Genomic DNA, 10688 nt, shown 5'->3' with positions numbered 1-10688 from the left:
AGCCAAGGCTGCACCGGCAGGCAAGGGTCTGGCCATGAAGGGCCTCGCCAAAGCACCAGGCGCAAAAGCTCCCGGCGCCAAGGCACCAGGCAAGGGCCTCGGAATGGCCGGCGGGGCAAAGGCTCCCGGCGCCAAGAAGGCGGCTCCCGCCGCAAGCGCGGAAGCTCCCGCCGCCGAAGCTGCTGCACCGGCCACACCTGCGGCAAAGCCCAAGGGGCTCGGTCTTGCGGGCGGAGCCAAGGCTCCCGGCGGCAAGGGACTGCAGATGAAGGGCGCCGCCAAGGCACCCGGAGCAAAGGCCGCTGCCGCACCGGCAGCGGAAGCACCGGCAGCTGAGGCTGCTGCACCCGAAGCTGCTGCGCCCGTCGCCAAGCCGAAGGGTCTGGGCCTGGCGTCCGGCGCCAAGGCTCCCGGAGGCAAGGGACTGCAGATGAAGGGCGGGGCCAAGGCTCCTGGCGCAAAGGCTGCGCCTGCTGCTGAAGCACCTGCCGCTGCTCCGGCTGCACCCGCCGAGGCACCCGCAGAGGCTCCGGCCGCCGAGGCGGAAGCCCCGAAGGCTCCACCGGTCGCCAAGGCCGGCGGACTCGGATTCAAGTCGGGCGCAAAGGCTCCCGGCGCTCGGAAGGCTGCTCCTGCTGCAGCCCCGGCGCCAGCTGCGGCACCGGCTCCCGAGGCCGAACCTGTGAAGGCAGAACCCGCCGCCGAAGCACCTGCTGAAGCGTCCGCACCCGCGGAAGCTCCGACGCCTGCTGCCGCGCCGCCCGCCCCCAAGGCAGGTGGGCTCGGATTCAAGGCCGGCGCAAAGGCTCCCGGCCGCAAGAAGTAACCGCTCCACACGCGAATGCCCTCACCGTCATGGTGAGGGCATTCGTGTTTGTGTGGGGAGCCAATCCCGACCGAGCACCCTTTCCCTCGACTCAACACACCTTGCTCTACGCGGAAAGCGGTGCTCGCCGTGGACAAGTGGTGCTCACTCCCCCGCTGCCAAATCGAGGTCGCCCTGTCAATCTGCGACAAGCATCACCGCACCGCGCGCACGCCCGACGCCCCTTTCCTGCTGCCGTCCGATGACGTATCGCCCCGGAGCGATTCCGGTCGCGCCGTGCTCCGGATGGATCAGGTACGCGGTCACTCGGGTGTCGAGCATGCCGAGCGCAAGGCCCCGAGCATCTTTCACCGGCGTCGACCACGTGCACTCCCCTTTGTCTGCAACCAGACTGTGGGGGTTACCGCCCGCGGCGCTTCGCAGCAACTCCACTCCCGAGAGCGGCACTCTCACAGAGCGTGTCCACGGCAGAGGCGCCACGATATTTGCGAGCAGCGAAAACGGGATCACGATGAGATCGCCCTGCGCCTGAAGTCCGTCGATCACAGGAATGGACACTTCCTGGTCCAGGTAGTCGAAGACATCGAGGCCGGTGAGGGTGGTGAGAGCGGACAAGGTCATGTTCGAGTTCATAAGTATCACCAAGGGTTTGAGGATTGAGGGTTTGAGGATTGAGGGTTTGAGGATTGGGGCTTGAGGGGTCGAGATTCAGGTTCGACGAACGAGACGGGAGTAATCGGCGCCGGTGATGCCGTAAGTCCAACCGGCGGCATCCAACGCGGAGGTAAACCATCCGGGTACGTGAAGGCCGTATCGACGCCGATGCCCGTCGCGTTCGAAAGAACCGTTGACCGCGAGGAGAATGCGTCCACTTCGGCCCCAGCCCTCCGGGGACGCGTAGAGCTGCAGCAGGCAACCGGCATTACCGGGATCGTCGGCTTGGTCGACCAGTGTCAGGCCGGCCAGCTCGATGTAGGAATCCCAACCGATCCGCTCGATTGCACATCGACGGATCTCTACATTGCGCTCGTGTGCGATGCGTTCGGCGGTCGGGTCGAGCACTACCCAGTCGGGAACGATCGCTCCGTGCAGAACGAACGCCTTTGTTCCGTCTGCGAATTCGAGTGCCGGGGAATCAGAGTGGTGGAGTCGGCGTTCTCCCCGCGCACTGCCCGGTATCCGCTCCGAGTGCAAGACCCTGGGTCGTTCCGCCATGATGCACACGTCGTCGAACGCCCACCACCACCCGGTCGAGTCAGCCAGTGCGGTCTGCACATCGAGAAGTTCACGGTCTTCCGAGCGGAAGGTCGCAAGACCGTATCGATGGCATGTGTCGTAGTACGCGATTCGATGGGCGTCCTGCTGCCCGTACCAGGTCACTTCGCCCGCCACCGGGGTCGACATCGTTCGTATCGCAGCTGCGACGCCGTCGAACAGTGTGGTGTGCAACGATTCCCAGATTGCGGATCTGATGATCCGCGCTGGATTGACGCGGCGCTGAGTCGAACCCCGCTGAGTCGACCCCCGCTGATCCGACCCCTCGGACACGCTGGCACCAACGCCCCCGAACGCGCGACGTTCCATCTTCCAGCGTTCTATCTGCCAGTCAATGCTCCGACGTTCGATACGCGCGTTCATACGTCGGCGCGACGCCGAAAACATGCTCGCGATGTGCCCGCAAGCGCAGTCGAGTCCAGTGCCGTCGAAGGACATCTTGTTCGACAGACCTTCGGCGGCGATCAGATCCGATCCAGCAGAGGGCGACTGAACCCAGACGAACTCCGGTTTCGGGAGCCCGGATCGTCGGTATAGTTGCGCGACAGCAGATTCTGCCGTCGATCGATCGGCCGGACGTGTACACAGACCGCGTTCGAGCCATACGTCGCGGACTGTTTCCAAGGCCTGATTGTCTTCATCGAAGATATCGATGTTCTCGGTCGATGTCGCTCGACGTGACGTCGACGAGCGAAACGGTGCGGCGCTCACGCGACGGTGGCGGTGTCCGCCTTTCCTGTAGTCATAGTTCAACAGCCTGGCACGCAAACGCTCCGGACGCAAGGGTCACCTAGAGTGCGACACCGAGAACCTGCCACCGTTTCCCCACACCCAACACCCTCTCCAGCGACGCGAAACCGGTTCGAACTGTGGACAAGTGGTGTTCACTCACGGCTATCCACAGCCCAGGGTTCACGGCTTCCTTTCCAGTGCCGGGCGCAGCAAGATCGATCGGTATGGGGGAACAAATACGCATCATCCGTCGGCCAGAGCAACTGTCGACAGGTCGTACCGATTCCGAGATCCGGCAGGCCTGCGCGAGTGGAAACTGGTCCAGAATCCATCGCGGTGCCTACGTACCCAGCGACCACCTGTCCCGCCTCGACGCCTACGGGCTACATCGATTGCGCGTCGAGGCTGTGGCCGGTACCGCTTCGGCACATGCAGCGGTCAGCCACATCTCGGCAGCGGTGGTGCACGGCTTCGAACTCTGGAACACTCCGCTCGAAGTTGTGCACCTCTCTCGGGACCGACGAGGCGGTGGCCGTAAATCCGCTCGACGACACGTGCACTCGGTATCGTTCACCGACGACGAGGTCACCCACGTCGACGGCCTGCGCGTCACGACTCCGGCACGAACTGTTGCGGATCTCGCGAGGACGCTCCCTTTCGAACCGGCTCTCGTGGTGGGCAATTCAGCATTGCACCGTTCAGCGTTGACCAAAGATGCAGTTGCGGCCTCGCTTGCACTCAGCCCGAACCATCCGCGCCATCGACATGCGCTCCACGCGCTCACCGCGATGGACTCGCGCATCGAAAGCGTCGGTGAATCACGGAGCCTCGCATTGTTCCTGCAGGAGCACTTACCACTCCCCGAACCCCAGGTCGAAATCCACGACGCCCGAGGGTTGGCCGGCCGCGTCGACTTCCTGTGGCGTGAGCAGCGCACCATCGGAGAGTTCGACGGCCGCATCAAATACGGCCGACTGGTGCCCGCCGGTCGCAGCGCCGAGGACGTGCTCTGGAACGAGAAGCTCCGCGAAGACCGACTCCGTGACGCGGGGTGGGAAGTCGCGAGGTGGACGTGGGCCGACCTGTCGACCCCGTCACTGGTGGTAGGCCGGATCCTCGCGGCCTTTGCGCGCAGCCGCGGGGCCGTCAGCTACTGATCGCAGGCTTCCACAGCTCGAGCGTCGCAATGCCGGGTGGGGTGAATCCGAGCACCTGCCCGTAGAAGGACAGCTCGGCGTTGCGTGAGCTGATGATGGTCGACTGCTTGCGGAATCCGTGAGATTCACCCTCGTAGGCCAGGTAGGCATGCGGAATACCCTTGGTCACCAGAGCATCCCGGAATCGCTCCGCCTGCGAAGGTGGCACGATCGGATCGTCGAGACCCTGGAGCAGCAACACCGGGCAGTTCAACCCGTCGACGTTGTTGAGCGGAGCACGTTCCGCGTACAGGTCGGCAGATTCCGGCAGCGGGCCGATCAAACCGTCGACATAGCGCGATTCGAAATCGTGAGTTTCCTGCACGAACAGGTCCAGTTCGGCCACGCCGAAATAGGAAGCACCACAAGCGAACACGTCGGACGTCGTCAGTGCGGCCAGAACGGTCCATCCACCGGCAGATCCGCCTTCGATGGCAAGGCGGGCCGGATCGGCAAGCCCTTGCTCAGCCAACCCGGTGACGGCGGTGACGACGTCCTGCACGTCGACGACACCCCACTGTCCGCGCAGCCGGTTGCGGTACTCACGTCCGTAGCCGGTCGACCCGCCGTAATTCACATCGACGACGCCGATTCCGCGGCTGGTGAAGAAGGCGTAGACGAGGTTGAGGGCCGGGGCGACGTGCGCCGTCGGCCCACCGTGAACAAACGCAACGTATGGCGGCAGTTCGCCGTCGAGTCCTTTGTATCGCGGACTGCGCGGCGGATACGCAACGGCGTGAACTTCTCGCCCGTGTCCGTGAGCCACGACAGCTCGCGCTTCCGGAAGGTATGCAGACTCGGGCAATTCTTCGACCGACGAACGGATTTCGGTGAGTTCGCCGGTACCGAGGTCGAACTCGCGTAGCGCGCCCGCCAGTTTCGCGCCTCCCGAGGTGAGCAGCAACCGATCGCCGCGAACCTGCATGAGGCCGATGCTGGTGACACCCGGGATCGCGATGTCGCGCAGTTCCCCCGACGCCGGATCGAGTACCGCCAGCGTGTCGGTTCCCACCGTGCGTGCGGTGAGAAGGTGCCCGTTGTCGAGTTCGACGAACCAGCGCGCACCGAAGCGCCACTGTGGGCCACCGAAATCCGCATTCACCGGGCAGATCGGGGTGATCTTGCCGCCGACTCGATAGATGTTCCACCAGCCGCTGCGATCACTGATTGCGTAGAGTTCGTCGTCGGTGATCCACTCCGGTTGCAGGACGGACTCTTCAAGTCCGCCGATCAGCACGGAGTACTTCTGAGCGACGCCGTCGACGAGTGGAGCTACCCGCAGTTCGGTACCGTCCCAGGGCATTTGCGGATGGTTCCACGCGATCCAGGCTATTTTGGTTCCACTCGGCGAAAGCCTCGGTGACGAGAGGAAGTCCGAGCCGCCGACGATCGAGCGAGCCTTGCCGGAACCGTCCAGCGGAATCGCGCAGATATCGCGAGTGATCGCCCCGCCCTCCGCGTGCGCTTCCCGAACCGCCCACACCTCACCGTTCACGATCTGCAGGTCTGCGTATCGCAACGCGGCCGGCGACGCGGGTTCAGGCGTCAGAGCCCGCGGAGTGACTCCTTCGAGGATGTACACCCGTTGATCAGAGAATTCACTGAAGACCAGTTTTCCGGACTCGGTGACGGTCCAGGCGCCACCGCCGTACTCGTGAACCCTGGTCCGCGCGTTCCACGGCGCAGGGAGGATGTCGACGGGTTGGTTGTCGAGACCGGATCGACGGATCGATGTCCGACCACCCTCGGTCGGACGAAGTTCAGCCCACCAGATCTCGTCACCGACGTATCGTCCACCCTCGACAGGGTGGCCACCTGCAGCCAGATCCGCTGCTCCGATCGGAGAAGTCCACGATCCGTACGGGGCTGCAATCTGCTCGCTGGGGGTCATCGCTCGACAATAGCCAACTGGTCGCGCGACACGGTCCCCGACAATGCACTTGCACAGTGGTGGAATCATGTAACTCGTGAGCACACCAGAACCCGTCCGCCATCGTCAGCCGCAGCGCGAGCTGGAGCAGTCGTCGAAGCTCCAGAACGTCCTGTACGAAATCCGTGGGCCGGTGCACGCGCATGCCGCCCGGTTGGAGGCGGAAGGACACCGGATCCTCAAGCTCAACATCGGCAACCCGGCACCGTTCGGATTCGATGCTCCCGATGTGATCATGCGCGACATGATCGCCGCCCTGCCCTATGCGCAGGGCTATTCGGAGTCGAAGGGCATTCTGTCGGCGCGGCGCGCAATCGTGACGCGTTACGAGCTGGTTCCCGGCTTCCCCGAGCTCGACGTCGACAACATCTACCTCGGTAACGGTGTTTCCGAGCTGATCACGATGACCATGCAGGCCCTCCTCAACAACGGGGACGAGGTTCTGATCCCAGCGCCGGACTACCCGCTGTGGACTGCGATGACGAGCTTGTCCGGAGGCACGCCCGTCCATTATCTCTGCGACGAGGCCAACGACTGGAATCCCGATATCGCCGATATCGAATCCAAGATCACCGACAAGACCAAGGCTCTCCTCGTCATCAACCCGAACAACCCCACGGGTGCGGTGTACTCCATGGAGGTTCTGCAGCAGTTGGTCGATCTGGCACGCAAGCATCAGCTTCTGCTGCTCGCCGACGAGATCTACGACAAGATCCTCTACGACGACGCAAAGCACATCTCGCTGGCAACGCTTGCCCCTGATCTGCTGTGCCTGACGTTCAACGGCCTCTCGAAGGCCTACCGCGTCGCCGGCTACCGCTCCGGCTGGGTGGCGATCACGGGCCCGAAGGATCACGCCGCCGGCTTCCTCGAGGGACTCGACCTCTTGGCGTCGACCCGCCTGTGCCCCAACGTCCCCGGACAGCACGCCATTCAGGTCGCCCTCGGCGGACACCAGAGCATCGAAGACCTGATCCTGCCCGGCGGTCGCCTGCTCGAGCAGCGCGACGTCGCGTGGGAGCGATTGAACATGATTCCGGGTGTTTCGTGTGTGAAACCCCGCGGTGCGCTCTACGCGTTCCCTCGTCTGGATCCGAACGTCTACGAGATCCACGACGACGAGAAGTTGGTTCAGGACCTGCTTCTCCAGGAGAAGATCCTGATGGTTCAAGGCACCGGGTTCAACTGGCCGAACCACGATCACCTTCGGATCGTCACCCTTCCGTGGGCCCGGGATCTCGCCGTGGCCATCGAGCGATTCGGCAACTTCCTCACCAGTTACAAGCAGTGATTTCGGCCCGTCGAATCGGGCAAAATCAGGTAAACAATTCGTTGTACAAATACCCCGTAAACGTAAAAGTGCGGGGTATTTGTGAGACCTTCGTCACAACATTCGCATACCAGGCGGTTTGATTGACACTTTAACTATTTAGTGACCTGCCCTGATGCGAAAACGGTCCAACCGGTACGTGATTCGTCGTGAAATTGGTAGTTGGACAACGCGCCAAACCCGATTGAAATTGGGTACATTGGTTATCAGCACTTCGGTGCCGCGAGCACCTGGTATCCCTCCCCCCCCTGTGGATACCAGGTTGGTGGCGGGGACAACCCCCCCTGTTCCCCGCCACCCAGCTCGACCAATCCCAGTTTCGCCTCTTTCCCGGAAATCATCTGTGCCGACGCTGTCGTCGATCGACACTATCCACAGAAGCTGACCATTCGCTTCGGAGCCGATAACATTGCACCGGTGCAAATCCCCAGTCCGACACTCAGTTTCCGATGAGTCACGGCCACGGCCACGGTGGCCCCATCCAGATCGGCCCCACCGCATCACGCGTCGTCATCGGCTTGCTCGTCGTCATCGGCATGGTTGTCGTCGCGGCAGCTATCGCACTGTGGCCGGACAAGAACACCATTCCCGTCCCGCTCCCCTTTCAGAACGCCGACGGCAGTTCGGTGGAGACCGAGGCGGGCACCGTCACGATGCAGGATCTCGGCGACTGCGGAAGTTCCTCCGCAGGAAGGGTATTCGTCGGTGCACCGCAACCGCCACCCACCTCCGCCTATCAGTGCCAGCGCAGTATCGTCGATATCGAGTCCGGGCCGAATGCCGGAACGAAGACACTCCTCGAGATCATCCCGGGTGCCGGACAACCGGATCTACGGGTCGGTGACCACATTCGCCTGGTGCGTCAGACCGACCCGAACGGAAACACGCAGTACTCCTTCGAAGACTATTCGCGTGGACTCCCGCTGGCGTTGATCGTCATCGCGTTTGCCGTCGTCATCATCGCCGTTGCGCGGTGGCGCGGACTGCGCGCACTCGTCGGTCTGGTGATCGCCTTCGGCGTCGTCGTCGGGTTTCTCCTGCCCGCATTGCTCGACGGTAAGCCTGCGATACCGGTTGCACTGGTCGCCGGCGCGGTGATCTTGTACGCGGTTCTCTATCTGGCGCACGGTGTCTCACTCAAGACCAGTTCGGCTTTGCTCGGCACCCTTGCCGCGATGGTGCTCGCTGCCGTTCTCTCCTACCTCTGTATCGAACTGACGCACCTCACCGGACTGTCCGAAGAGCAGAACACCAATGTGCAGACCTACATCGAGCACATCGACATCACGGGCCTGCTGCTGGCGGGCTTCATCATCGGATCGCTCGGTGTTCTCAACGACGTCACCATCACCCAGGCATCTTCGGCATTCGAGTTGGCCGAACTCGACAAGCACGCACCCCGCCGAAAGGTGTTCAGCGGGGCGATGCGGGTCGGACGCGATCACATCGCCAGCACGGTCTACACCTTGGTTCTCGCGTACGCCGGCGGGGCGTTGCCACTGCTTCTGCTTTTCAGCGTCAGCGGTCGCCCTCTTCAGGACGTCCTGGTCGGTGACGCTGTAGCGATCGAAATCGTACGGTCCGCGGTCGGCGGGATTGCTCTGGCGCTATCTGTTCCGCTCACTACTGCTATCGCCGTGATTCTGGCTCGCCCACCCGGTAGTGCGGTCAAGGCCGGCCCCACGTCAGGCGGCCGACACTCCAAACGCTGAAAGCGAGCCTCAGAGTCCGGGAATCGGTGGGAGAACCGGTAACAGAATCGGCGGAAGCCCCGGAATGTAGATCGCGGGCGGTGGCGGCGCGGGAGCGGGCGCGGGCGGCACGTAAGTGTCCTGCACGACTGGCGGAGCCTCGACGACCGGAGGGGCTTCCTCCGTCGTCGTCGGGGGCGGGGTCGTTGTGGTCGTAGGCGGCGGGGTAGTCGTGGTCGTCGGCGGCGGCGTAGTCACCTCGGTTGCCACAGGTCCGGCATCCTCGGAATCGAAGACCTTTCCTCCGTAGCCCAATCCCAACCCCACGATCACGATCGCCGCGATCACACCGGCGCCGAGGCCCGCGAACCGTAGCGGGTTTCTCGGCTCTTTGGATGTCGATTCGACGGGTTGTGTCCCGGCGAGCCAGGACGGGTGTGCGGTTCCTGCCCCGGGTGCCTCGCCTTCGTACATCGCCGAGTACGCCTGGGCGTCAACCATCACAGCCTCGGTGTCGACGTCATGTTCTGTGCCGAATCCGTCCGTGGCCTGGTCGCTGTCGGCGACCGCGAGATCTGCGGCCGGATCGAATCGTTGCTCGTGTCGGTTCGGTCGCGGCTGAGGCAGTTCCGCCGCGTAAGGGCTCGGCACCTGTTCCTGCGGAACGGACTTCGTGCCGGAAGCGGCTTCGGACAAGGCATTCGGCCGCTCCGATTCCGCGAGCGTTGCGACCCCTCCGTGGCTGAACGCCTGAACCGGAACGGGTACCTCCGCCGGGGTGTGGATCGGATACGGCGCAAAGATCGGCGCTACAGCCGGAACCTGAACCGGGGCAGATACCGCGCGCGCCGATGGCGTCATCGACGACTCCGCGATCAGCGCAGCGCCTTGCGCAGTCACGAGTTCCGGCTGCTCGGGCGCGATGAGGGGGCACTCCAGCCACGCGGCGAGGGTCGCCCGTACGATCGGAATGCGTGCACCGCCACCGATCAGGAGAATCGCGTCGGGGTTACGGCCGGACGTTGCGATGACCTCTCGTATCTCGCGTGCGAAGGCCTCCACCGACGTGACGACCAACGAATCGAAAACTTCCCGCGACAGCAGGAGAAGCCCGCCGGGCCCGGGCAGGCACACCGCACTTCGTGAGGACAGCTGTTCCTTCGCGAGTCGGCATCGCGCCTGCAGTTCGGCATCGCCACCCGGGTCGGCCGGCGTAGCTATACGGCGACGCACGGTCTGATCCGAGTAGACGAGCTCGTCGAAGTGATCTCCGCTGACCCGCGTCGACCGGGCGGTGACGACGGTAGACCGCATCTGCCTGTCCACAATGCTGATCGTCGATCCAGAACTACCGATGTCGACGACGACGAGTGTGCTCTGGTCGGTCAGCGCACCGGACACCTCGAGCATTCGAAGCGTCGCGACTACTTCGGGAACCAGCTCGAAGTTGTCGATGCCTTTCTGTTCGAACGCTGTTTGGAGTGCTCCGGCCTGCGCTTGATCCCGGTAGGCGACGACCGTATTGCTGCCGAGATCGGCATTCTCGGTCAAGGCCACGCCGGTTGCCTCCGCTGCGACTTCCTCCGGAATCTCACGACCGCGATCGACCGCTCTGGATCGGAACACCGGACCACTGTGGTCGGGCGTCCCCGGGCGCGCCAAACGCACAGCGCTGGCTCCCACCGTCACACCCAAAACCAAGTTCATG

7 protein-coding genes and 1 pseudogene are annotated in these 10688 nt (G+C 63.6%); 4 read left to right on the top strand and 4 right to left on the bottom strand.

Going from position 1 to position 10688, the window contains the following annotated elements; translation table 11 throughout:
- A pseudogene (locus AC1DVN_RS06080) lies at positions 1-826 on the top strand (Fe-S oxidoreductase); the annotation flags it as partial.
- Positions 827-1003: 177 nt separating this feature from the next.
- On the opposite strand, the gene AC1DVN_RS06075 reads toward AC1DVN_RS06080, so the two are convergent.
- Positions 1004-1459, bottom strand: coding sequence for a hypothetical protein (locus tag AC1DVN_RS06075; protein ID WP_428691272.1), 456 nt, complete (start codon positions 1457-1459; stop codon positions 1004-1006).
- A gap of 75 nt (positions 1460-1534) precedes the next feature.
- Entirely contained in the window at positions 1535-2812 is a 1278-nt protein-coding gene (locus AC1DVN_RS06070; RefSeq protein WP_477845750.1) for a DUF6745 domain-containing protein, read from the bottom strand.
- Positions 2813-3057: 245 nt separating this feature from the next.
- Between AC1DVN_RS06070 and AC1DVN_RS06065 the strand changes: the two genes are divergently transcribed.
- A complete protein-coding gene (locus tag AC1DVN_RS06065) occupies positions 3058-3990 on the top strand; it encodes a hypothetical protein (protein ID WP_477993619.1) in 933 nt (310 codons plus the stop codon).
- Here the strand turns inward: AC1DVN_RS06065 and AC1DVN_RS06060 are convergent.
- A complete protein-coding gene (locus AC1DVN_RS06060; RefSeq protein ID WP_477845748.1) occupies positions 3980-5920 on the bottom strand; it encodes a S9 family peptidase in 1941 nt (646 codons plus the stop codon). The two genes, AC1DVN_RS06065 and AC1DVN_RS06060, sit on opposite strands and share 11 nt — an antisense overlap.
- 76 nt (positions 5921-5996) lie before the next feature.
- On the opposite strand from AC1DVN_RS06060, the gene AC1DVN_RS06055 reads away from it, so the two are divergent.
- Positions 5997-7250 (top strand): pyridoxal phosphate-dependent aminotransferase, encoded by a 1254-nt coding sequence (locus AC1DVN_RS06055; protein ID WP_019747413.1) that lies wholly within the window; start codon positions 5997-5999, stop codon positions 7248-7250.
- A gap of 488 nt (positions 7251-7738) precedes the next feature.
- Positions 7739-9001 carry a YibE/F family protein gene (locus AC1DVN_RS06050; RefSeq protein WP_019747414.1) on the top strand — a complete coding sequence of 421 codons (1263 nt, stop codon included), beginning with the start codon at positions 7739-7741 and terminating at the stop codon, positions 8999-9001.
- Between the two features lie 9 nt (positions 9002-9010).
- Here AC1DVN_RS06050 and AC1DVN_RS06045 read toward each other — a convergent pair whose 3' ends face one another.
- On the bottom strand, positions 9011-10687 hold the full coding sequence (locus AC1DVN_RS06045; protein WP_477993618.1) for a DUF7159 family protein: 1677 nt from the start codon (positions 10685-10687) through the stop codon (positions 9011-9013).
- Between the last annotated feature and the right edge of the window lies 1 nt (position 10688).

The organism is Rhodococcus sp. P4_E4, assembly GCF_056401575.1.
The sequence above is the reverse complement of the archived record's forward strand: the minus strand, read 5'-3'. Positions and strand labels throughout refer to the sequence as shown.

Coding starts and splice junctions, on each gene's coding strand:
- AC1DVN_RS06075 (WP_428691272.1), bottom strand. CDS start 1,459: ATGAACTCGAACATGACCTTGTCCGCTCTCACCACCCTCACCGGCCTC.
- AC1DVN_RS06065 (WP_477993619.1), top strand. CDS start 3,058: ATGGGGGAACAAATACGCATCATCCGTCGGCCAGAGCAACTGTCGACA.
- AC1DVN_RS06060 (WP_477845748.1), bottom strand. CDS start 5,920: ATGACCCCCAGCGAGCAGATTGCAGCCCCGTACGGATCGTGGACTTCT.
- AC1DVN_RS06050 (WP_019747414.1), top strand. CDS start 7,739: ATGAGTCACGGCCACGGCCACGGTGGCCCCATCCAGATCGGCCCCACC.
- AC1DVN_RS06045 (WP_477993618.1), bottom strand. CDS start 10,687: ATGAACTTGGTTTTGGGTGTGACGGTGGGAGCCAGCGCTGTGCGTTTG.